Genomic DNA, 22,081 nt, shown 5'->3' with positions numbered 1-22,081 from the left:
GATATGCAAAGAGATCAATCCTTCTTCGAGGATCTCTCAGGCTTTAGCGCCGCACAGCGAACGGCGTTCCTCCGAGACCAGCTGCTATGGCCACCGGGCTCCTCTGATGGCGCTGCCGCCGGTTTGCCCGGCTTCTTGCGGCCTGCGGCCTGGCGCTGCTCTTCTTTTTCGGCCTGGGTCCGGCGCTCTTCTTGCCGCCACCAGCTTGGCCTCGGCTTCCAGCGACGCCATCGCCTGCTGGATCTTGGCCAGCCGGTTCTGCTTGTCGCCGGCCCAATCCGGCATCGCGTCGCCGCGCTTGTCCTTGCCCAAAGTTACGTCCTCCTCGGCATCCGCGGCCTCGGCCGCCGTCAGCCTGCGAGCGACCTCGGCTTTCAATTCCAGCTCGCGCTTCTTCATGCGCTTATAACTCATCGCCTTGTGTTTCGACGCGTTCGCCTTGATCTTCTTGCCATCCAGCGCGACATGGCCGAGTTTGACCAATCCTGCCGTCTCACACAGCTTCAGAACCTGCACGAACAGCGCCTCGAGCGCCTTCAAATGCCGCTTGGGGAAGTCGCTGATCGTCCGGAAATGCGGCGGATCGAGCGCCACGATCATCACAAAAATCATTCCGTTCGCGGCAGGCCCTGGCCGGCTGTTTTCGCCAGCTTTGGGCCATCGACCGCCTGTCGCGTTCCTTCGCGCCCCTCTGTCCCTCCAGCATCAAAAGGACCGTCGCGGCGCACCCGCCCTTCCTGCTCAAATCACATTCAGTTCCCGAAACGGCCGCCCATCGGCGATCCGGCTATACCCGAACGCCGAGCAATCCACCGTCCGATAGCCGCCATGGACGATCAGTTCGGCCAGCGCCTTGCCGACCGCCGGCGCCTGCTGCAGGCCGTGACCGGAAAAACCGTTGGCGAAGAGGAAATTACCGACCTCGGGATGCGGGCCGATCACCGCGTTCTGGTCGAGCGTATTGTAGTCGTAATGGCCGACCCAGGCGCGCGTCGGCTTGATCGCCTCGAAGGCCGGAATGCGGGTCGCCAGCACCGGCCAGATCACCTCTTCGAACAGCGGCCAGTCGGGGTCGAAGTCGGCGGGGTCGGCCGGTCCTTCGCCCTCTTCCGGCTCGGCGCCGCCGGTGATGTAGACCGAGCCCTCCGGCCGGACATAGATGCCGCTCGGGTCGACCAGCAGCGGCATGTCGTCATATTTTTCGCGCGCCTCGAAGACGAAGACATTGCGCTTGCGCGGCTCCACCGGCAGCGCCAGCCCGGCCATTGCTGCCACCTTGCCGGCATTCGGCCCGGCGGCGTTAACGACGGTGCCGGCCTCGAGCCGCTCGCCATTGTCGAGGGTCACACCGGCGACGCGCTTCCCCTGCCGCTCGATACCGGTCACCGACGCTGTGATGAAATCGATGTTCTTGCTTCGCAGTGCCTTGCGGAACAGCATCAGCATCGCATGCGCGTCGAACCAGCCTTCGCCGCTGCGGCCATAGGCGCCGGCGGAAATGCCCTCGACCGACAGCCACGGAAACCGACGAACAAGCGCCTCGGCATCCTCGATCACGATGTCGGCGCCCTCGGCCATCTGCGCCTCGTGGTTGGCCCGCAGGATCGGCAGCCCGTTCTCGCCGGCAAGGATGAGGTAGCCGCCTTCGCGAAAGCCGATATCGGCGTCCGCGCCAAACTCTTCCCTGAGCCGCCGGAACAGTTTCAGCGTGAATTGCGACAGCCGGATGTTTTCCGGGATCGAGAACTGCTGGCGGATGGAGGCGCAGGACAGCGTGGTCGCGGCGCAGGAAAACTGCGGGTCGCGCTCTACAAGCGCGATCGAGCCCGAAAACCCTTCCTCGCGCAGATAATAAGCGACCGAGGAGCCGACGATGGCTCCGCCGATGATGATGATGTCGTAATGCACTTTTTCGCTTCTCCAGTTCTAGGCGCCCGCCGCCACGTGCGGGCGACGCCGGCATCAACCGGCGGGCAGATGCGCCGAGGGCAACAAGCGCGCCTGACGCAACGCCGCCAGATCAGCCGAGCCGGTGCAGAAGCAGGCGACGGCCAACTGGCGGATGACGATCTCGAAATGCGCGACAACCGCCTCGGTGGATATCGTAGCCGCGCGCAGCACGCCGGCCGCCTGCCCGGCGATGTCCGCGCCTAGGCGGATGGCCTTGGCCACGTCGACGCCGTCGCGGATCCCGCCCGACGCGATCAGCTTAACCGTTGGCAGCGCCCGACGTACCGCCTGCACGCTGGCCGGGGTCGGAATCCCCCAATCGGCGAACGCCATCGCCACTGCACGGTCGGCGGCATCGCGGGCGCGCTCGCCCTCCACCGCGGCCCAACTGGTGCCGCCGGCACCGGCGACATCGATCACCGCCACGCCCGCTTCGACGAGCGCACAGGCCACCGAGGCGGACAGGCCCGACCCCACTTCCTTGGCCACGATCGGCACGCCCACGCTGCGCGCGGCGCGAGCAATCTGTGCCAGGACGCCGCGCCAGTCGCGGTCGCCCTCCGGCTGTACCGCTTCCTGCAGCGGATTGAGATGGACGATGAGTCCATCGGCCTCCAGCGCATCCACCGCCCGGCGCGCCGAGTCCAGGCCGTCGGCCTCGCGCAGTTGCGCGGCGCCGATATTGGCCAGCAAGGGAATGTCTGGGGCCAGGCGGCGCAGCGCGCGCGTCAGCCCCTGGGAGTTGCGGGATTGCAGGCTCACGCGCTGCGAACCGACGCACATGGCGATCCCCAAGGCTTGCGCTGCCTCGCTCAGATGCCGGTTGATGGCCTCGGCGCGTGGCATGCCGCCGGTCATGGAGCTGATCAGCAGCGGCGCGCGCATGGTCTTGCCCAGCAGCGAGGCGCGCAGGTCGATCTGCGTCAGGTCCAACTCGGGCAATGCGCAGTGTTCGAAACGGATGTACTCCCAGCCGGCGGCGACCGTGGCCGACGCCGTTCGCCGATCCAGCACGATGTCCAGATGGTCGTCCTTGCGCCGGCTCAGGGCGGTGTCGCTCATGCTCGCTCCATCGGTCGCATGAGGCGACGGCGTTGCGTCGGATCGGACCGACGGCAGCGCTCGCACGCCGCCGCCTCCCGTGCGTTCAGGCCGGCGCACGCTGGCCTCCTCCCGCAGCGTCGCTGCGGTAGCGGCTGGTCGAGGTCTGGTAGTACTGCGCGCGGATGGCCGCCATGGCCTCGATCAACGGTCTCCACGGCGCGGGAAAGCGTTCTTCCTCCATCATCCGGTGCAGCATGCGCATATGGCCGGCCAGCTCGTCGTTGAGGAACTCCTCCACAGGCATAGCCGGATAGCGCTGCAGCAGCAGGATTGCCGCGTTGTCGGCCTCGCCGGCCGACCTGTCCTTGTCGCGTCCATGCAGATCGTTCTGCAGGCGCCCTATCGCGGAGATGAGCCGCAGGACCTGGCGAAACGCCGGACGCGCGCGCAAGGTCGCCATGTCCAGTCCCCACAGCAAGGACAGGCAACAGAACACGTTCGTGTAGGCGATCGAATCGATGCCGTTGTGCAGGTACTCGGCGTAGGACCAGCGTTCCGCCCCTGCCGCCTGCGCGCGTCCGGCGCGCAGCGCCGCGCAGTAGCACCGGGTATCGTCGAGAAGCTGAGCATAGTCGCGACAATCGTAGGCGAGCGCGGCGAGTGAAGCGCGCAGCACATCACAGCCCTCGAATCCGGGGAGCGCGCACGGCACGCCCTGCCCCAGCGCCTGCTCCACCGCGGCGAGCTGCTCCGGCGCGATCAGGCCAAGGTCGTTGCAATCGTCGAGCCAGAACAGCAGCGCCAGTTCGCGATAGAAGGCCACGATCAGCGTTTCGTCCTGCGGATCGCGGCCGGTGCGGGCGCTGGTGTCGCGCAGGCTCGGGTGGATGCGCTGCAGGATGTACTGGCCGCCCCTGACCGCTTCCACGGCATGCTCGTCGGCGAACCCGGTCAGGGAACGCCCCCACTCCAGCACCTGCTGCAGCGCGCGTTCGGTCTGGATCATGGCGCCGCTCCTGCTCCCTCGGCCAGGACGCGCCGCCCCCAACGAAGCGCCAGCCACAACCCGGCGAGTTCGGCCACGCGCACCACCCGGGTGGGGCAATACAGTTCCTTGCCGATCCACAGCGGCGTCTGCGGCAATGCATGCGCCGCATGGCGGGCGAGCATCCACTCCCGCGCACGCGCCACCGCCTGCGCGATGCGCCGGCGCCCTGTCGGCTCTTCGCTCCCGTCCATCACGTGCAACGCGAACAGCGCATAGGCGCTTTCCTCGAATGTGGACGCGCGACCGGCGCCCCAGCCGCCGTCGTCGCGCTGCGCCTGCAGCAGCGCCGCCAGCGCGCGCTCGTCGCGCCACTGGGGCTTGCCTTGCGCCAGCGCAGCGACCGCATGCGCGGTGGGATACAGCCACGAAACGTGCCATTTTTCGTTGTCCCATAGACCGTGCGGGTTGCGATTGGCCTCGACGTAGGCGCTGGTGCCGGTGGCGGGCTTTCCCAACATTCGCAACGCATGCAGGGCATGGATGTTGGTCGACACCGAGGCATTGCGCTCGCCGGGGAAGGTGACGAACAGCTCGCCGATTTCGAAATGGCGCAACGCATCGACCGATGGGTCGCGGCCTGCAAGGCGCAGGACGCATAACGCAACGGCGGTGTCGTCCGCATCGGCCGCGAAGTGCAAGGCCGGGCCCAGACCGCGCTCGCCCAGGCGCGCGTCGAGCTGCGCGACGATCACTAGCACCGCCTCCGCGAGCGCGGGATGCGCGAACAGACCGGCCAGATGCAGGGTGTACAGCGACCAGCATGGCTCGAATACATTGATCGGCCAGACGTTGGGAAAGACACCTTCGGTGCCGCTGCGCGTCGCCCGCGATGCCGCCTGCAGATACGCGTCGGCGCGCCCGACCTGCGGCGTGCTCCCCTGTGTCACGGCGTGCGCACGCCACGCGGCGGTGGCCGCCGGACTGATGCCGATGCTGCCGTCGTGATCCGGGCATGCGGTGGTCGGCGACGTCCCCCAGGCTTCCCAGGAGTGCAGCAACGGATGGCCGCTCGGCAACGTCGCCACCGCCCCCAGCTTGACCAGGCACGCTTGCCGCAACGGCAACAGCGCCGGGTGGCGCGGAAACGCCACGCCGCCCAGCAAGGATGCGGCCTCGCCGCACAACTGCGGCAGGATCAGCTCCGCGCCGATCGGCGCGTCTTCCGGCACCGCATGCGCGTAGGGATCGGGCTGGCGCTCGAGGAACCGGGTTGCAGCCTGGACTGCGTCGGCAGCGCCGGGAAGCGGATCGGCACGCTGCAATGCCAGCAACGCCGCCCACGTGGGCGCATGGCGGAACAGCGGGAAGTCCGCACTTCCCCATCCGCCATCGGCCTGTTGCTGCCGGATGAGCCACGCGTATGCGTCCTGCCGACCGGAGACGTTGCCGTGGAACTGCAGAGCTCGCGCCGTGTCGTAGACGGACGGACCGACGCTGCCGCCGTCGCTCATCTCGCTCAGCAGGTGGCGCAATTCGGAAAGGATCTGTTCGGACAGCGCGTTCACGCGGGATGTTCCTTCTGCAGACGGTTGACGAGGACCAGGATCGGGCAATCGCTGCGATCGGCGCCGCGGACTCGGACACAGTGCAGCATGCACCGCTGCCGCCGGCCGATCGAAGCGGCACAGGGGCGACTCCATGCGGACGGGCGTGCTCATGCGCATGGCGCGTGCTTGAACAGATACGCGTTGGCCCGCTGCAGCATCTGCGCCAACCGTTCCGCACGCGGCCCCAGCGGGACGATGGCCTCCCCGGCGTCGCGCAACAAATCCAGCGCGAACTGGCGCGCTGCCTGCAGCCCCATGATCGACGCGCAGGTCGGCTTCTGCGCCGCCGCGTCCTTACCGGGGGTCTTGCCCAGCGTCGCGGTATCCGCTGTCGCGTCGAGAATGTCGTCGATCACCTGCAACGCCAGCCCGAAACAGGCGGTGTACCGATCGAGCGCACAGTACAGCGCAGCGTGCGCGGCATCCTCCGCGATGGAGCATAGCGCGCCCATGCGAACGGACGCGCGCACTAGCGCTCCGCTCTTCATCCGGTGCATCGCCACGATCCTGTCCAGCTCGGCGTGCTTTCCGACCAGCGACAGATCCATGGCCTGCCCGCCTGCGGCACCCTCGGCGGATACGGCCTGCGCCAGTTCGCGCACGAGCGCGATACGGTTGTCGCCCGGCGCATCCAGGCTCGCCAGGGTCAGGAAGGCGTGCGCCTGCAGCGCATCGCCGACCAGGATCGCAGTGGCTTCGCCGAACTTGACGTGCACGGTCGGAAGGCCGCGGCGAAGCACGTCGTCGTCCATCGCGGGCAGGTCGTCGTGGACCAGGGTACAGGCGTGCATCATCTCGATGGCGGCGCCGACGTCGTCGAGCATGTGCGCCGGCGTGTCGGCCAGTGCGCCGGCAGCCAGACAGAGCAAGGCGCGGGTGCGCTTCCCGCCATGCAAGGTGGCGTAGCGCATCGCCGCCATCAGCTCGGTCTCACCGTCGTCTTCGGCGCAGAGAAGACGCGCCAGCGCCTGTTCGACCCGTTTTGCGCCGTCCTGCATCCAGATCTCCGGCGCACCCAATCCGCCGAGGGCGGAAACGCCAGTTCGGTCGTCGTGTAGCGTGGAACCGGTCTGCATGTTTTTCATGTCCTTGTACCTGACACGAGATGGCCACGGCGAGCGCCAAGCCGCCGCGGTGTTGCCGGCGTCGCACCGAGCGCGTGCGCTGAGTGCAGCAATGCCGCGCCTCGCCGGCGCCGCTGCCTCGCCACACGGGGCATGCGATGCCAGCTCATGAGAAGCCTATGCGGATTGCCATGGACGGATGTGCAGTCGGGTAATAGCGCCGGCCTTTTTCGACGCCGCTCAGCAACCGCGGCCGCACCCCGGCCTGGTGCATGGTCAGCGCCAACGCGATGCAGAACTGCACCATTTCCAGCCATACCAGGTGGTAGCCGATGCAGACGTGTGGGCCGGTACCGAACTGCAGCATGTCCACCGGCCGGATCGGCTCCGTGCGTTGCAGCCACCGCGCCAGGCGGAACTGATCAGGCGCCTCGTGCAGCAGCGCCGAGGTCGAGAAATGCAGCAGCGGGATGCACAGATGGGTGCCCGCGGGAATGCGCCGTTGGCCGAGTTGCAATTCCTGCAGCGCGCGACGCGGCAGGAGCGTGGTCGCCGGATGCAGGCGCAGCGTCTCCCGGAACAGTGCCTCGGCGACCGGACACTGCGCCAGGTCCGCGTGCCGGGTCGGCACCGCGCCCACGCGTTGCGCCTCCTCGACCAGGGCGTCCCACAGAACAGGCTGCCGCGCCAGCTCGATCACCATCCAGGCCATCGTCGAGGCAGTGGTGTCGTGACCGGCAAGCAGCAGCAATCGGATATTGGCGACTAGGACGTCATCGGAGAGCCCATCGTCGCTGCGGTCGAAGGCGCTCACCATGTCGTTGATCAACCCGGTGCGCGCGGCGTGTGCGCGCGCGTCGCGGACGAACTGGCGCAACTGCGCGTCGATCCAGTCGCGGGCGGCGCGGCCTCGCCGCAAGGGCAGTCCGGGCAGGTCGACCGGGGGCGCGACGATCAACTGCAGCAGTTGCCGGTATTTGCGATGCCATCCCGGCAGGTCCTGCGCGGGGATTCCCATGAGGCTGAAGATGAGCTTGAGCATCAGGTCGCCGGTTTCGCGCAGGATGGTTATGTCGCCGCGCTCGCGCCACGCCTGCACCCGCGCCCAGATGACGGGCGCGAACAGGTCGCCGATGCCGGCCTGGGTCAGCCCCTTGGGCAGGAACGCCGCCTTAATCGCATCGCGCGCCTGCCGGTGCGCGCCGCCGTCCTGGGCAACCAACGTTCCGCCAAGCAATTCGGGCGCGATCTCTTCGATCAGCGCCGAGGACACGTCCTTGTGCCGGAGCAGTGCGAACGCATCCGGATGCACGCAGGTCATCAGGTGTCCGGCAGGGCCGAAATCCAGCCAGAAGTGGCTGCCCAGCGTCCGTTCTGCGCGCTGCAGCAGGCGCGGCAGGTCGCAGACAATGGCGGGAAGATGCCCGACCAGGGGGAAAGCGCCAGGCATGACCGGGATGTCGCATCGCAGCCGGTGCCGACGGTTGAGTGGGTTGAGCAGCATGTCCATCAGCAGCGCGCCGCCGCCGCCGATTCGGTGTCGCCGGCAGGGCGCGCGGCGCAGCTGTTGCCACCGTCGGCGTATGTCGGCACATGCGCCAGCATGCCGCCATCGATGCACACGACCTGGCCTGTGATAAACGCAGCATCGTCGGAGAGCAGGAACGCCACGAGCGCGGCCACGTCCTCGGGGCGGCCGACGCGCTGCAGGAGCTGGTGCCGGCGCAGATGCCGTTGCATGCACTCGTCCAGCTTGGCGAGGAGACGCTCGGTCATGACGAGACCCGGCGCAACGGCGTTGCAGCGGATCTGCGCATGACCGTATTGGGTGGCGAGCGAAGCCGACAGCATGTTCATCGCCGCCTTCGACGCGGCGTAGGACGTCTGCGCCGTGTCACCGCTGAGCCCCTGGCACGACGACATGTTGACGATCGCGCCACCGCCGCGGGCGATCATCCGTGGGATGGCCTGCCGGCAGCAGAGCAGCGTGCCGCGCAGATTGGTCGCCATGGTCTGGTCCCAGACTGCCAGGTCCAGGTCGAGGATCGCGCGGTCGCGCTGGGTCAGATGCATGGCGCTCGCATTGTTCACCAGCAGGTCGACCCCCCCGAAGTGCCGCTCCGCCGTCTCGAACAGCCCTGCCACCGCCTGGCCATCGGCGATATCCATGGCTATGGGCAGCGCGTGGCCTGCTTCGGCCGCGATCTGCGCGGTGCAGGCGATGGCCGCCGAGCCATCAATGTCGGCCACCACCACTCTGCCGCCCCCGCGCGCGATGGCGAGAGCGCATGCCTGGCCGATGCCGGCGCCGGCGCCGGTCACCACGGCCACCTTGCCTTCAAACCGTCCCATCGTGTCTCCTGAATTGCATTGGTCTTTCGCAGCATGCCGCTCGGCCTCCGCCGGAGAAGGCGCAGGGTCGGCGCTGGCGCGCTCGTCATGGCCAGCGTCGCTTTCGATCACCCGAATGGCGGCGACCGGGCACTGGTTGGCCGCAAGCCGCACGGCGGCGTGCAGCGCCTGCGGGACCGTCGCCACGCACACTTCGGCCACGCCGTCCGGTTCGCGCTGGCGAAAGATGCCCGGCAGCGTCAGCACGCACTGCCCGGTAGTTCCGCACAGATCCTGATCGACCAGGACGCGCATCTCAGCCCTCCTGCCCATGCAGCCGCACCGGCAGCGCGCGGAACGTCCTAAGGAACGCGGAGGGCTCCCGGGTCGGCTGCTCGGCCAATGCCAGCGTGGGGAAGCGCGCCTGGATCCGCGGCAGGCTCTCGGCCAACTGCACTCGGGCCAGTTGCGCACCCAGGCAGAAGTGGATGCCGTGGCCGAAGGTCAGCATGATCTTCCCGTCGATCGACATGCCAGGACTGGTGCCGTAGAACCGCACGGGATCGAAGCGGTCGGGATCGGCGAAGGCGTCCGGGTCGCGATTGCCGGCCGCGATCAGCACGCGCACGTCCGCGTTCTTCGGGATCACCACGCCGCCCAGTTCGATGTCGCGCTGGGCGATACGCGGAATGGAGCTGAACATGGCGGGCGCGTCGTAGCGCAGGGCTTCTTCGACGAATGCCTTCACCCCCACGGCATCTCCCTTCAGCCAGTGCCGCTGTTCGGGATACGCCAGCATCGCCAGGACCGCATGGCCGATGGCCGCGGCAGTGGTGGCGAAGCCGCCCAGCAGCATGCCCCAGAGCATGCTGATCAATTCCGCATCCGACAGCATGTCGGCATCGTCGTCGTGTGCGCCGACCAGCATTGACACGATGTCGTGGCGGGGATCGGTGCGCTTGCGCTGTATGAGGTCGCCGAAGTAGGCCTGCACCCTGGCGCTGGCCGCGTCCGCCGCGGCGAGCTGGGGATCGCTGGCGTGCGGGCTCAGGCCTTCCAGAATGGCGCTGATGCCGGCGACGAGCCCGAACGTGTCGTCCTGGGGCATGCCGAACAGTTCGCCGAAAACCAGCATGGGCAAGGCCAGCGCGAATTCCTGATGCAGGTCCACCGCCTCCCCGCGCTCCAGCGCGGGCGCCATGCCGTCCAGGCGCGCTGCGACAATGCGAGCGATGGTCGGCCTCAGGTTGTCGATCTGGCCGATGGTGAAATCGCGCGAGATCAGCCGGCGCAGACGCGTATGCGTCGGTGGTTCCTTCATCGCTAGCGTGGACGCCAGCAGATTGAGTGACAGGCTGGTCGCCGCACGCGGGAAATAGCGCGCCAGTTCGCCCGGCGCCGGTCCCCGAAAAGCATCGCCCGTGGCCTTGAGCGCCCAGTAGATGTCGGCGTGGCGGCTCAACAGAAAGAGGCCCGACGCCGCGCGATGCACCGGATCGTGCTCGCGCAACCACCGCATGAACGGATACGGGTCGTGGATGCACGCTGGCGACGCCAGTTCGGCGAAGGCGTCCCGGCATGCTGCCGTGGTTTCTTGCACGTCCATCTTGGTTACCTGTTGGCTGGCTGATCTGACCGGCGCGCGCCAGGCGCGCCGGCAAATTGCGGAGAAGATCGCGATTCCCGGCGGCGTCGGCGCATCACCAGAGCACCGGGAACTCCTCGAACCCGCCAGTGATGATCTCCTTGCGCAACTTCAGTTCTTCGGGCGCCACGGCCAGGCGCAGCGCGGGAAAGCGCTGGAAGATCGAACCGAACACCACCTTGAGTTCCAGCCTGGCCAGCGCCGCGCCGATGCAGTAGTGCGGCCCATGGGAGAACGCCAGGTGCGGGTTTTCGTCGCGTCCGATGTCGAAGATTTCCGGGTCGTCGAAATGGCGCGCATCGAACGACGTCGCCGGCAGGCCGACAAGCACCTTGCTCTCCGCGGGAATATCCACGCCCGCGATGGTCACGTCGGTCCTCGGATAGCGCATGATGCCGTCCCAGCCCGCGCCCGGCGGGTACATGCGCAGGATTTCCTCCACCGCCTTGTCCACCAGGGATGGATCGCCGACCAGGCGTTCGCGCTGTTGCGGATGGCGGAACATGGCCAGCAGGCCGAATTCGATCTGCGCGACGGTGCTCTCGTGCCCCGCCACCAGCATGCCCGTCGCCAGGCCGATCGCCTCTTCCTCGGTCGCCTTGCCCTGGTCGACCGCCGCGAGCAGATCCGTCAGCAGGTTGTCGCCAGGATCCTGGCGCTTGTCCCGCATCTTGCCGCGAATGTAGGCGCGCAGTTCTTCCCAGGCCAAGCGCGACGCGCTGCGCGGGCCGCTTTCATGCTGGTGCGTCATCACCTCGTCGGACAGCCCGGCGAAAAAGGCGTGATCCTCGTAGAGCACGCCCATCAGCGCGCTGATGACCATGGCCGGAAGTGGAAAGGAGAGGTGGCGCCGCAGGTCGGCGGGCTGGGGCTGGGCCGCCAGTGTCTCGAACAACTGCGCGGCGATCACCTCGACTTGCTGCGCGAGCAGCTTCACCCTGCGGTTGCTGAAGGCCGGCGCCACGATCGTGCGTAACCGCGCATGCTCGCCCCCCTCGTGCGAGACCAGCCACCCCGGCGAACCGAGAATCACCGAATCCGGGGTGAATGCCGCCGGCGGCATTCCGGAGGGCCGGAACGCCGCGTCGGACAACACCGCCTTGGCCTCGTCGTAGCCTGTGACCCACCAGCCTTCGTGCCCGGACGGGAAGCGCACGCGGTGGATCGGACCGTTGGCGCGTAGCGCCAACATCTCGGGCGAGGGCTCGATGTGATCGACGCGCCACATCGGCAGCGTCGGCAAGGGTTGTTCGGACATGGTGGCACTTCACTCTCTAGCGGTGGAAGGGCGAAAAGTGACCGGCGGGCGCTGCGGGCAGCGAATGACCAAGACGGCATGTAGACGACGTCCTCCGAAGGCCGACCCGATTATCAAGATCGGCCAACGTGTAACTGTCTAGGCATACCGCGCGGCGAGATGCAGAACTTTATCCAGCGCCTTCGAGTTCAGGATAAGGTGGGTGTGGTGGGCCTTTGAGTCGCAGCCGGCCATCAACATTTCCTGCGCAAAGGTCGACAAGGGCGGCAAGCTGTTTGGTAGGGGCGGTTTCGCCGAGGGACCCCTTCCCATAGAAGGCTATCTGATGCGGATTTGACAATTTGCTTTTCTTTCTTCGTTCCATCGATCGCGGTGTCATCCACGAAATGAAGGTCGGTCGGCAGCTCCCGGCCCGCAACGAAGGAGCATCAAAACTCGTGCCAATTTGGCCGAACCAGCAGAAGAAAAAGAATTATGATTGCTTTTCAGTGGGTTAGCCTGAGGCCGGGCAAGAGCTCGGCGAAATAGGCCGGTGTCGCGGACCAACAAAGGCGACAGAACAGTATCGGATAGTACGCGCCTGGGGACCTTTCGGTCGGGCTTGCGACATTCTGGTCCAGTTTCGAACATAGAGGGTTGCAAATAGACACGCTTGGGGAATGCGACCCTCTCGGAACCAGGGCGCTTGCCCAAGACCGCACGCTCATGGTTGCTGCGACAGGCGCGTGTTCGCGAAAGTCGAGCCTGCGCACCCAAGAACACGCTAGCGGGCAGACGCTACGCAATCGCTGCAGTCCCCGCCGGTGTGAGTAGTGCATCGGCTCGGCTTCCGGTTCGTTTTCGCCCAGCCGGTGCGGAAGCGCCGAATCTCCGCACCATACAGCACCGTCGTCAAGTGTGGTGACGAGGCAGTTATAGCGCGCGCCCGATCTCGGCGAAGACACGGCCTCCGAGAGAAAGGGGGCGGTCCAAAAGCATCTCCTATTTGAAATGGCATGCCGCTTGCTGCTCCTGGTTAGAGCCCATCAAATCACGATGAAAGCAACTTGCACCATGCCCGACACGCGAAGCTCTAGACCGTGGCCTGAGGAGACGGTGCCCGTTCCCGCTGAACATCGGGACATCGTCTCCTCCGGAGGTCCGTGCTCGGCAGCCGCTTTGCGCATGGCTGGTCCGATGCCCGCACGCCAACACGTGTCGCTCGCGCAATTGCCGTTTACCGGTTCTGTTCAGCATGTGAGTGCCCAAGAGCCCCATCAAAGGGTCACCCAAGCCAAGGTCAGCGGGCCACTGGCAAACATCGACAATAAGCTGAACCAGTTCAGTGACGCGGGTCTGTTGCGTGAAGTCACATTTGAGGCCTCCACACGCTTCCGACATTGGCTACTTCCGGCCGCTATCACTTTTTCCCGGACACGAGCGCGAGTGATCGATGCCGCTTGCGGCGCCATAGCCGTGGAAAGTTGCCCAAGCGGCTCGACGGTGTCCAGCTCGCTCAGATCGATTGCGTTCGGGTGGCGAAGACAAGCAGCCAAGACGTTCCCATACATCGGGATGGAAAAAGGAGGTTGCGAGCCGCGAGGTCCTCATTCCATGCCCGGCATACGAGCCTTTGCTCGGTATTGCGCCAGCCTCTGCCAGAATCCAGCGCGCCAGTTTTTTTCTTTAGGAGCAACTTGATGACCGTTCAAAAGAAAGTTCCCTTCGTCACCTTTCTCACGCGTGTTCGCGATGAGTCAGTCCAGGGGCCAAATCCATATCGCTGGGAAGAAAAGACATCTGAGGACTACTTTGCCGGCAAGCGCGTCATCCTGTTCTCGCTGCCTGGCGCCTTCACCCCGACTTGCTCGACCTACCAACTGCCCAAGTTCGAAGAGCTCTATGATGAGTTTGAGAAGGAGGGAATTGACGCGATTTACTGCGTCTCCGTCAACGATGCCTTCGTCATGAATGCATGGGGGAAGTCCTTGGGCCTGCAGAAGGTCGAGCTCATCCCCGATGGCTCAGGCGAGTTCACACGCAAGATGGGCATGCTGGTCGCCAAGGACAATCTCGGCTTCGGGATGCGCTCCTGGCGCTACGCCGCCCTGATCAACAATGGCGTGGTTGAGCAGTGGTTCGAGGAGGAAGGTTTCTCCGACAACTGCGAGGCCGACCCCTATGGCGTCTCATCCCCGCAAAACGTTCTCGAAACGCTGAAAGCCGCCGCATGACCTAGAAAACGTCTCACTGATGCCATTGCCCGCCCCAAGAGGCTCCTCGACAGGACTATCGCGCTCACCATGCAATCCTCAGCAAGCCTGCTTCAGCGCCAGAAGCAATCCATGGTCGCATCGCCTCAACTCATTGAGTCGATTCGCTTGCTGCAACTGGCGCATACTGAACTGCATCAGTTCGTGGAGCGGGAAATCGAGAAGAACCCGCTCTTGGAATCTGCGTCAAACGATGGCGGGCCTTTTGGCGATGTTTCGATTTCGGGAGCGGATCAGCGTGTCGGTCCACGCGCAAACGCCGTTGACGGACCGACCGGGGCCGGCTCGCCTGAACGGCTCGGGCAATGGAAATCACTTCGCAACACGACCAACAACCCGCCGGGTAATGGCCCTTCCCTCGACGAGTTTGCCAGCCTCGCCGAGACATTGCACGACCATGTCGCTCGTCAGATCGCCCTCACTGCGTTCACACCACAGGAGCGGCTGATCGCTGGCCAGCTTGCCGCCGATCTGGAAGACACTGGCTATCTTCGGGCAAACCTTTTGGAGCTGGCCGAGAGCCTGAATGTCCGGGAGGCTGATGTGGAACGGGTTCTCGGAACCTTGCAGCACTTTGATCCACCGGGAATTTTTGCGCGAACTCTCGGAGAATGCCTCGAAATCCAGTTACGCCAGCGAGACCGGTTCGACCCGGCAATGGCAGCTTTGGTTGCCAATCTTGAAATGCTTGCGCGACGCGATTTTCAGGCACTGAAGCAGCATTGCGGCGTCGATGAAGACGACCTTCTCGACATGATGCATGAGATTCGGGCGCTCGATCCCAAGCCTGGAAACCGGTTCCAATCCGGTGCGTCTGAATCAATCATACCCGACGTCTGGGTCACGCCCTCGCCGGAAGGCGGGTGGCAGATCGAACTTGATCCGGCCACACTGCCCAAGCTGCTGATCAACCAAACCTACTATGCCGAAGTGTCGCGTCAAACTGTCCAAAATTCGAAAGATCAAGCATTTCTCAACGAATGCTTGCAAAACGCGAACTGGCTAATCCGCAGCCTCGATCAGCGCGCCAAGACGATTGTTAAGGTTGCGGCTGAAATCGTGCGCCAGCAGGATGCCTTTTTGGAACATGGCGTCGCCCACCTGCGGCCTCTCAATCTCAGAACCGTCGCTGACGCGATCGGCGTGCACGAGTCGACAGTAAGCCGGGTGACCTCGAACAAGTACATGCTTACCCCGCGCGGAGTCTTCGAACTCAAGTATTTTTTCACCGTCGCGATCGCGTCCTGCCAAGGCGGCGATGCGCACTCCGCCGAAGCTGTCCGCCATCGGATCAAAGCGATAATTGCCGCAGAATCTCCCGGCGACGTGCTTTCCGACGATGACATCGCTGTCCGGCTGAAGGAAACCGGCATGGATGTTGCGCGCCGCACCGTCACAAAATATCGCGAAGCAATGAACATCCCCTCCTCCGTGCAACGCCGCCGGGAAATGCGCTTGTGTCTTTAATGTGGGTCAAGGCAGCCAACCCCATGTTGCAGTGCCTCCAAAGTGGAGACTTCGTTCATGACCCGATCCGCGGCAGAGGACATGGACGCTGTTCTGCACGACCCAGAAAAGCCCGACCAACCGTCTGGTCCCGCATGGGGTGCGGTTATTTCGCTTTCCTTGGGCACCTTCGGGCTGGTGACGGCAGAGTTTCTGCCTGTCAGCCTGCTCACGCCGCTTGCGCATGATCTCGGTATCACCGAGGGTGCGGCTGGACAGGCGATGACGGCGACCGCTATCGTCGGGGCGATCTCGGCGCCGACGGTGGCCATCACCACAAAGCGCCTGGACCGCAGGATAGTCATGTGGGCGATGACGCTGCTGCTGATCCTGTCGGACGTTCTGGCGGCCGGCGCGTGGTCGCTCGCGGTTCTCCTGACTGCACGGGTCGTGCTCGGCATAGCGCTCGGCGGCTTCTGGTCGATGTCGGCATCACTGGCGATGCGGCTCGTTCCAAGCCACCTCCTGCCGCGCGCCATGTCGATCATCCTCACCGGCGTTTCCGTCGCTACCGTTTGCGCAGCTCCAATCGGCGCTTATGTCGGCGATATTTGGGGGTGGCGAAGCGCTTTCATGCTCGCCGCAGTCTTCGGCGCCGCTACACTGCTGGTGCAACTCATAACCATTCCGAGGCTGCCTCCGGTCGGAGTGGCTAGCTTCCGCAGCCTGCTGGATGTGGCCAAGATTCCGATGGTCAAGGTCGCGCTTTTGGTCGTCCTGCTGGTCGCTTCCGGCCACTTCGCCGGAATCACCTATATCCGCGCCTTCCTCGAGAAGATTCCCGCGCTGGATGTCGACATGATCCCGCTTGTGTTGCTTGCTTTTGGCATCGGCGGATTCTTCGGCAATTTGGCCGGCGGGCTTCTGGCCGAGTACAGTCTCAAGGCAGTCGCGGCCCTTGCCCCGCTGCTCATAGCGATAGCCGCTGTTTCGCTGCTGACGGCGGGAGCATCGGCCTCGGCCTCGGCGATTGCGATTGCCGCCTGGGGCTTTGCCTTCGGCGCAGTGCCAGTGGGATTGCAGACGTGGATGGTGCGGCGCGCCGCTCCCGAGCAGGCCGAAAGCGCCGGTGTGCTGATGGTCGTAGCGTTCCAAGTGGCAATCGCAGCGGGCGCGATTTTCGGCGGACTATTGGTGGACAATATTGGGATTGCCAGTGCCATTGCCTACAGTGCTGTTGCCACGTTCCTCGCCGCCCTGACAGTGTTCCTGCTCGGCCCGAAGCGCGAAACCTAGACCGCCTGGACGATGCGCCTGGAAGAGCTTTGATTGGGATGTGACGGATCGGCTGCATCGGAAGGGGCTGATTACAGACCCTGCGAACAAGGCCAAGTCCTTGGTCCTGACGGACGAAGGTCAGCGGTCGGAGGAACTGTTCCGCGCGCGTGTTCACGCGGCCGAGGCCATAAGCATCTGGCGGGGCTGCCAATTCCACGGAAGCAGTTCATGAAGCCGGTTCTGCGGCGTATCGGCGACGCGGGTGAGGACGTCGGCCAGCCAGGCCTGCGGATCGACGTCGTTGAGCTTCGCCGTTTATGCCGACCGCCAAACTATGCCGAGCGCCTCTTCCGATCCATGGCGGTATGAAGCGCTTTGCCCGCCATTTCGACCGAGAACCGGTCGTTGACACTCGGCATAGTTCTCATGCTCAAAGGGCGTTCAGGAATTCAAGAAGTCGGTCGTTTGGCCGAAATCGTTCGGCCTTTGCGCGTTCGTATGGCTTCAACTTGCCAAGTGCGGATTCCTTCTGCTCAAGATGTGCGTGAAGATAGGTCAGCGTCGTTTCCATCGCCTCATGGCCCAGCCATAGGGCGATGACCGAACAATCGACGCCCGCCTGCAGCAGCTCCATGGCAGCGCTGTGCCTCAAAATATGAGGCGACACCCGCTTCGAGCGGAGGATGACGCAGTGTTCGCGAGCCTTGGCGACATGTTTGTTCAGCAGCGCCTGCACGCCGTCGGCGCTCAGCCTGCCGCGGTGCATGTTCGGAAAGAGAGCCGTTGCGCCCCGTTCCTGGGCTCGTTGAGCCAGCCCCGAAGGGCTTGCTGTGCAACCTTGGTGAGCGGCGTACTTCGCTCCTTGCGGCCCTTGCCAACGCATCGCACGTGGGCACCGTGCCCCAGCATGACCGAGTCCCGGTTGAGATCGATGATCCCCGAGACCCACAGGCCTGTTTGCGCGGCCAGCAACAGCAGAGTGTGATCACGCCGTCCCAGCCATGTGCTGCGATCCGGACAGGCCAGGATCGCTTCAATCTCGGGCCTGGTGAGAAACTGAAGCTGTCGCTTGTCGCATCGCTTGCTCGGGATCGCGAGCACGCGTTGAATCTGAGCGCTATGGGCCGGCTCCTCGAACGACGCATATCTGAAGAAAGACCGAATGGCTGTGAGGCGGAGGTCCGGGTCCTCACTGAGGCGGACCGCAGTGTCTCGAGGTCCTCCAGAAATGCGCCGATGAAAGGCGCGCCCAAATCCCGCAGTGTCAACTGCGTCGGAGACCTGCCAAGGCGTGTCTGCGCGAATGCAAACAGGAGCCGGAAGGTGTCGCGATAGGAGGCGATGGTGTTGGAGCTTACACCTCGATGTCGCATGAGCCGATCGGTGAACCACCGCTCGATCAGCACGGCTAAATCGTTCGAGGCGCTCATGCGCGAACCTCCCACCGCTCATCCAGCAGTCGCGCAGCATGGGTCATTAGCTCCGGCGCGGCGGATAGATACCAGTAGGTGTCGCGAACATTGGCGTGGCCGAGAAAGGTCGAGAGGACCGGCAGTTCCCGCTCGACATCTTCGCCCGCACGATACCAGTTGGTCAGGGCCTGGACGGCGAAACGGTGACGAAGATCGTGAACCCGCGGACCATTGCGCTGTCCCCGCTGCCGCAGACCGATCTGTCGCGACAGCTGCCAGAACACCCGGTGCACGTATTGGTGCAGCAATCTGCCGCCCTGCTCGGCGACAAAGAAATAGGGGCTACGAGGCGCGACGAGATGCGCGTCGCGTCGCGCGGCGTAGTCCGACAGCACGGCGACCGTCGTGGCATGGAGCGGGACCAGCCGCGACTTGCCGAACTTCGTCTCCCGAATGGTGAGGATACCTTGGTCCAGATCGACGTCGTCCCGGCGCAGGTCGAGCGCTTCGGAATGGCGTAGCCCGGCGACCGCTATCAATCCGAACAGACAATGATATGTCCAGCGACGCAGGGCGTTGGCCGGCGGCAGCGACAGTGCCGCCGCCAAAAGCGCCGTGATCTCATCGGTATAGATGAGGGCTTGGCCCGCCGCGCCGGCGGCACAGCGCCTTGAGGTGGCACTTCCGTCATCGGGTCGAAATGAGCGAGGTGCTGAGCGAAGCAGCGCACATCGGTCAGGCGGATGGACCAACTCGCTTGTCGGCCGATCAACGTCACCCACTTCATTGCCAGCGCCGTGGTGATGGTCTCGGCGCCGCGAGCCTCCATGAAGGTGACGAAATCCGAGAACCGTCGAGCGGGGCCATGATACTTGTATCCCAATCCTTGGCGCATGCCCACATAGCGCTCGAGCGCTGTTCGAAGACGGCTCATTGGACACCTCCCGGCCAGGGCAGGCTAGTTCGCGCAGCTTCTCGATGTCGAGCTTGGCATAGATCCTCGTGCTGTCGATGCTCCGGTGACGAAGCAACTGGCCGATCTCAGCAAAGCTGGCCCCCGACCGCAGCAGGTCGGTCGCAAGGCTGTGGCGGAAGAGGTGCGCGCCGTGGTGCGCATAGCCGTGAATACCCGCCCGCTCGAGGGCCTCCTTCGCGATCATCGTGATGGCGCAGCCTGAGGCAAAGCCGACGTGCGGAGCAAGCATTCGCAGAAATAACCGGCGACACGCTGAAGCCGGTCGCCCATGCCGGATGTAGGCGACGATAGCTGCACCGACGTCGTGGCGTAGTGGCATCATCGCTTGCCGCCGTCCCTTGCCATGGACGAGGACACTGCCCGACTGCCAATCGATATCGTCAAGACTGAGCGCCGCAACCTCGCTGGCGCGCAAGCCCAGCTTGGCCAGCGCCATCAGAACCGCATAGTCGCGAAGCCCCATTGCCGTGGTCCGATGGCAGGCATCGAGAACCAACTGAACCTTCTGTGGTGGCAGGAAGGTTGGCAGGCCAGCAAGCCGCCAGCGACGGATCGACGTATAGCGCCCGACATAGTCGAGCACCTGGGCATGGACATGCACGAGCTGACCGCACCAAGGATGCCACGGATATAAAAGCTCGCGAACCTCCGTCCCGTGGGTGTACTGTCGTCGTGTTGTACACCACCGCGCGGCCGCATTCCCAAATCGCCTGGCAGACACCGGCCGAGTTCGCCACCACCTTCAATCTGCGACGGTCGCTCGCGCTGCGCTATGCCAAAGGCTCCGCGCCAGCGCCCGCCGCTTCACCCGCCCAGCAGGGCACAACCCACGCCGGAAACGAACTCAAAACTGGATAGAAAACTGGGGGCAAGGTCACTCGCCACCGGGCGGCTTGGCGACCAGCTTTGGCTCCATCGGCGGATGAACTCGAGCCGGCGGGCGCCGGGCTGCAGCAACAAAAACGTCGATTTTTCATCGCGTACATACGGCCAGACAAAAAGCCCGGCGTGCTCCCTCCGCCATATCAATCGATTTTATCCGAGGTGTCACATCCGGGTAATCTAGCGGCTTCTAATGAAACCGGCTAAGGGGAGCGCGGATTTGGGGGAACTTTTCGTGAATAGCCAAAAAGATGCAGAGCGTATCCTCGCCGAAATGTCGATCGCACAGGCGATTTACGATGCCATTTGCGAGATGAACGGATCTTCGTACAGGCAAGACAAAGCACCTTTGCGGTGGGACACTTCGTCAGGCCAACCGTTGAGCCTAATGAGTATTGACGGCTTTTTCGAATTGCGGGAACTCGCTAGGCGCATAGCGTCGAAGATCGACACGCCTGCGCTCATCAGTCTCCAAAGACACACCTCGCAGTCGTCAAAAAAGATTGACTTCCATTAGGTAGAAACTGCGCTCGCGCTGCGACGTGCCTCTGGTCTGAGCGCCGACAAAACCCGGCGATCGGGAACCGCCCGCCGCACCTTTCGGCACGGCGGGCGATCAGTCGTTCACCAGGCACGGGGGTGTGGGCGGGGTGGTGTGCCCGGTGCACGTGATCGTAGAACCTATGCTCATAGGCGGCTGCGTCTACCGTAAGCGGGTAGCTGATGCCGTTCAGCGATGGTAGTTCCAAGGCATGAGCGCCTCGATACCCTGTTTGGCCAGCCATTGGCGATGCGCTCGAGGGTCTGGGTGAGCCAGGCGTGCGGATCGACCTGGTTCATCTTGGCGGTGGTCAGCAGCGTGGCGATGGTGGCCCATGTCCGTCCGCCGCCGTCGCTGCCAGCGAAGAGGCTGGCACGCTCGACGGTGTTGGAGTCGATTTCGATGCGGCCGTCGGTGAGGAAGCGCTCGAGCGCGGCACGCCGGCCGAGCGCATAGCGGATCGCCTCGGCGGGCTTCGATTTTCCCGACAGCTTCGGCAGCTCCTTTTCCCACAGCGCAAAGAGAGCGGCAACGACGGCGGCGGATTTCTCCTGACGCGCAGTTATCCGTACTGCCGGGTCCTGGCCGCGTACGGCCTCCTCGGCGGCCCACAGTGGGGCCATCTGCGCCACCGTCTGCGAGGCGATAACGGAGGAGCCTGCGGCATGCAGTTCGTAGAACTTGCGGCGGCAACGACACACGCGCGGCAGTACTCGACGCGGTGCTGCGCGAGTTGCCGAACAAGCAGGCATCTCTGTCGATGCCGGAACTTCTTGACGTGCTTCAGGCGACGGGCCGCCGAGAGCAAGTCGGCAGTGCCACGGCGTTCAATCACTCGATTAAGGAATCTCTCGGGACAGCATCGCCGTCGGTGGCCTTGTTTGATATGGCCAGATCGCTTGGCGCCAGCTACTTGACGCGGGCGGGCGATGCTACACGGCGTGCGGCATGGCACGGCAACTTGAAGACGTTGGCGGACATGTTCACCGGCCCGAGCTCAGTGGAGATGATCCGCGCCGCCACGCAGCGGAGCCCGCAGATCAGCGTGTCGGAAGCGTTGCTGCGATCTGCGCTCGAGAGCGGTGGGACTATTTTCGATCCAGCCGGGCAGAGGCACTGAGATTGCGGCGCATCCGCTTCACTCGCCAGTGATCACGGATGCTCTCAGCCAGCGGCCCGAACAGGAAGTACAGCACGTTTCCGACGATGCAGATCAGGATGAGCGTTATGAGAATCCCCATCGCGCGAACGTAGCAGACAGTATTTTGTATGTCGAATGACCTCTAGTGCGTCGCGCAGTGGGTCTATTATGCGCAACACTGCTGAACTCGAAAACGCCATCGGCAGCGCGACGGAATTCAATCGGTCGATAAATGCCGACCAGGGCGGCGATGCGTCGCCGACTGG

General features: G+C 64.5%; 14 protein-coding genes and 7 pseudogenes. 5 read left to right on the top strand and 16 right to left on the bottom strand.

Features of this window, described 5'->3' with window-relative positions:
- Positions 1-84: 84 nt before the first annotated feature.
- From NKI54_RS20120 to NKI54_RS20070, 11 genes and pseudogenes are all read right to left on the bottom strand, one after another.
- A complete protein-coding gene (locus NKI54_RS20120) occupies positions 85-612 on the bottom strand; it encodes a transposase (RefSeq protein ID WP_502898231.1) in 528 nt (175 codons plus the stop codon).
- Between the two features lie 129 nt (positions 613-741).
- Entirely contained in the window at positions 742-1,908 is a 1,167-nt protein-coding gene (locus tag NKI54_RS20115) for an NAD(P)/FAD-dependent oxidoreductase (protein WP_352692256.1), read from the bottom strand.
- A 54-nt stretch (positions 1,909-1,962) separates the two neighbouring features.
- Positions 1,963-3,012 carry a type 2 isopentenyl-diphosphate Delta-isomerase gene (gene fni / locus NKI54_RS20110; RefSeq protein ID WP_352692255.1) on the bottom strand — a complete coding sequence of 350 codons (1,050 nt, stop codon included), beginning with the start codon at positions 3,010-3,012 and terminating at the stop codon, positions 1,963-1,965.
- A gap of 85 nt (positions 3,013-3,097) precedes the next feature.
- Entirely contained in the window at positions 3,098-4,000 is a 903-nt protein-coding gene (locus NKI54_RS20105) for a terpene synthase family protein (protein WP_352692254.1), read from the bottom strand.
- On the bottom strand, positions 3,997-5,547 hold the full coding sequence (locus NKI54_RS20100) for a hypothetical protein (protein ID WP_352692253.1): 1,551 nt from the start codon (positions 5,545-5,547) through the stop codon (positions 3,997-3,999). Before NKI54_RS20100 ends, NKI54_RS20105 begins: the two co-directional genes overlap by 4 nt.
- 149 nt (positions 5,548-5,696) lie before the next feature.
- Positions 5,697-6,665 carry a polyprenyl synthetase family protein gene (locus NKI54_RS20095; RefSeq protein ID WP_352692300.1) on the bottom strand — a complete coding sequence of 323 codons (969 nt, stop codon included), beginning with the start codon at positions 6,663-6,665 and terminating at the stop codon, positions 5,697-5,699.
- 154 nt (positions 6,666-6,819) lie between these two features.
- Entirely contained in the window at positions 6,820-8,163 is a 1,344-nt protein-coding gene (locus tag NKI54_RS20090; RefSeq protein ID WP_352692252.1) for a cytochrome P450, read from the bottom strand.
- On the bottom strand, positions 8,163-9,005 hold the full coding sequence (locus NKI54_RS20085; RefSeq protein WP_352692299.1) for an SDR family oxidoreductase: 843 nt from the start codon (positions 9,003-9,005) through the stop codon (positions 8,163-8,165). The genes NKI54_RS20090 and NKI54_RS20085 overlap by 1 nt, the downstream gene beginning before the upstream one ends.
- Positions 9,006-9,173: 168 nt before the next feature.
- A pseudogene (locus NKI54_RS20080) lies at positions 9,174-9,299 on the bottom strand (ferredoxin); the annotation flags it as partial.
- A 1-nt stretch (position 9,300) separates the two neighbouring features.
- Entirely contained in the window at positions 9,301-10,590 is a 1,290-nt protein-coding gene (locus NKI54_RS20075) for a cytochrome P450 (protein ID WP_352491450.1), read from the bottom strand.
- Between the two features lie 94 nt (positions 10,591-10,684).
- Positions 10,685-11,887 carry a cytochrome P450 gene (locus tag NKI54_RS20070; RefSeq protein ID WP_352692251.1) on the bottom strand — a complete coding sequence of 401 codons (1,203 nt, stop codon included), beginning with the start codon at positions 11,885-11,887 and terminating at the stop codon, positions 10,685-10,687.
- Between the two features lie 1,679 nt (positions 11,888-13,566).
- Here NKI54_RS20070 and NKI54_RS20060 point away from each other — a divergent pair.
- The 4 genes and pseudogenes from NKI54_RS20060 to NKI54_RS20045 form a co-directional block, all read left to right on the top strand.
- Positions 13,567-14,100: a peroxiredoxin gene (locus NKI54_RS20060; RefSeq protein WP_352692250.1), complete on the top strand. Its 534-nt coding sequence runs from the start codon at positions 13,567-13,569 to the stop codon at positions 14,098-14,100.
- Between the two features lie 69 nt (positions 14,101-14,169).
- Entirely contained in the window at positions 14,170-15,606 is a 1,437-nt protein-coding gene (gene rpoN, locus NKI54_RS20055; protein WP_352692249.1) for an RNA polymerase factor sigma-54, read from the top strand.
- Between the two features lie 57 nt (positions 15,607-15,663).
- A complete protein-coding gene (locus NKI54_RS20050; protein ID WP_352692248.1) occupies positions 15,664-16,881 on the top strand; it encodes an MFS transporter in 1,218 nt (405 codons plus the stop codon).
- Between the two features lie 10 nt (positions 16,882-16,891).
- Positions 16,892-17,054 (top strand): annotated as a pseudogene (locus NKI54_RS20045) (DUF6429 family protein); the annotation flags it as partial.
- Here the strand turns inward: NKI54_RS20045 and NKI54_RS20040 are convergent.
- From NKI54_RS20040 to NKI54_RS20020, 5 pseudogenes are all read right to left on the bottom strand, one after another.
- A pseudogene (locus NKI54_RS20040) lies at positions 17,035-17,178 on the bottom strand (transposase domain-containing protein); the annotation flags it as partial. The pseudogenes NKI54_RS20045 and NKI54_RS20040 overlap by 20 nt on opposite strands.
- A gap of 115 nt (positions 17,179-17,293) precedes the next feature.
- A pseudogene (locus NKI54_RS20035) lies at positions 17,294-18,293 on the bottom strand (tyrosine-type recombinase/integrase).
- Positions 18,290-19,209 (bottom strand): annotated as a pseudogene (locus tag NKI54_RS20030) (tyrosine-type recombinase/integrase). Before NKI54_RS20030 ends, NKI54_RS20035 begins: the two co-directional pseudogenes overlap by 4 nt.
- A gap of 106 nt (positions 19,210-19,315) precedes the next feature.
- Positions 19,316-19,714 (bottom strand): annotated as a pseudogene (locus tag NKI54_RS20025) (tyrosine-type recombinase/integrase); the annotation flags it as partial.
- A 1,149-nt stretch (positions 19,715-20,863) separates the two neighbouring features.
- Positions 20,864-21,363: pseudogene (locus tag NKI54_RS20020) on the bottom strand (IS66 family transposase); the annotation flags it as partial.
- Positions 21,364-21,395: 32 nt separating this feature from the next.
- Here NKI54_RS20020 and NKI54_RS20015 point away from each other — a divergent pair.
- Positions 21,396-21,794: a hypothetical protein gene (locus NKI54_RS20015; protein ID WP_352646972.1), complete on the top strand. Its 399-nt coding sequence runs from the start codon at positions 21,396-21,398 to the stop codon at positions 21,792-21,794.
- Positions 21,795-22,081: the final 287 nt, after the last annotated feature.

This window comes from Mesorhizobium sp. M0663 (assembly GCF_040320585.1).
GTDB lineage: Bacteria > Pseudomonadota > Alphaproteobacteria > Rhizobiales > Rhizobiaceae > Mesorhizobium.
The sequence above is the reverse complement of the archived record's forward strand: the minus strand, read 5'-3'. Positions and strand labels throughout refer to the sequence as shown.

Coding starts and splice junctions, on each gene's coding strand:
- NKI54_RS20070 (WP_352692251.1), bottom strand. CDS start 11,887: ATGTCCGAACAACCCTTGCCGACGCTGCCGATGTGGCGCGTCGATCAC.
- NKI54_RS20120 (WP_502898231.1), bottom strand. CDS start 612: ATGATTTTTGTGATGATCGTGGCGCTCGATCCGCCGCATTTCCGGACG.
- fni (WP_352692255.1), bottom strand. CDS start 3,012: ATGAGCGACACCGCCCTGAGCCGGCGCAAGGACGACCATCTGGACATC.
- NKI54_RS20050 (WP_352692248.1), top strand. CDS start 15,664: ATGACCCGATCCGCGGCAGAGGACATGGACGCTGTTCTGCACGACCCA.
- NKI54_RS20095 (WP_352692300.1), bottom strand. CDS start 6,665: ATGCAGACCGGTTCCACGCTACACGACGACCGAACTGGCGTTTCCGCC.
- NKI54_RS20105 (WP_352692254.1), bottom strand. CDS start 4,000: ATGATCCAGACCGAACGCGCGCTGCAGCAGGTGCTGGAGTGGGGGCGT.
- NKI54_RS20075 (WP_352491450.1), bottom strand. CDS start 10,590: ATGGACGTGCAAGAAACCACGGCAGCATGCCGGGACGCCTTCGCCGAA.
- NKI54_RS20085 (WP_352692299.1), bottom strand. CDS start 9,005: ATGGGACGGTTTGAAGGCAAGGTGGCCGTGGTGACCGGCGCCGGCGCC.
- NKI54_RS20090 (WP_352692252.1), bottom strand. CDS start 8,163: ATGGACATGCTGCTCAACCCACTCAACCGTCGGCACCGGCTGCGATGC.
- NKI54_RS20060 (WP_352692250.1), top strand. CDS start 13,567: ATGACCGTTCAAAAGAAAGTTCCCTTCGTCACCTTTCTCACGCGTGTT.
- rpoN (WP_352692249.1), top strand. CDS start 14,170: ATGCAATCCTCAGCAAGCCTGCTTCAGCGCCAGAAGCAATCCATGGTC.